Annotated in this window: 1 protein-coding gene; it reads right to left on the reverse strand. The window is 55.6% G+C overall.

The window, feature by feature from the left end:
* A partial coding sequence (locus tag FN960_RS23740) for a glycoside hydrolase family 31 family protein (protein WP_498034104.1) occupies positions 1–322 on the reverse strand: 322 nt, incomplete at both ends.

Here is a 322-nt window from a genome sequence, read left to right on the forward strand (position 1 = left end):
TCGCCCGCACCAGTCACAGTAATCGTGTTGCCAGTACGTGCTGCTTTTAAAGTAAAGATCACCGATCCGTCAGCAGCGGGCACTTCACAGACGGCTTCATGCCCGTCTTGCAGATTAAAGAGGTGGAATGCCGTGCCTTCGTGCCACACGTAATCGGGACGTTGATCGTTGTTGCCCAGCGCCAGTAGAGTGTTATCACGCACATAAACGGGCAGACTCAGGAAGCCGTGCTGCTGTTTATGCCAGCCACTACCGTCGAGTTCATCGTTGTGCCACAGGTGTGTCCAGCGACCTTCCGGCAGGTAGAACTGCACATCGCCCG

This window comes from Alkalicoccobacillus porphyridii (assembly GCF_007293315.1).
In the GTDB taxonomy this organism is placed as follows: domain Bacteria; phylum Bacillota; class Bacilli; order Bacillales; family Bacillaceae_D; genus Alkalicoccobacillus; species Alkalicoccobacillus porphyridii.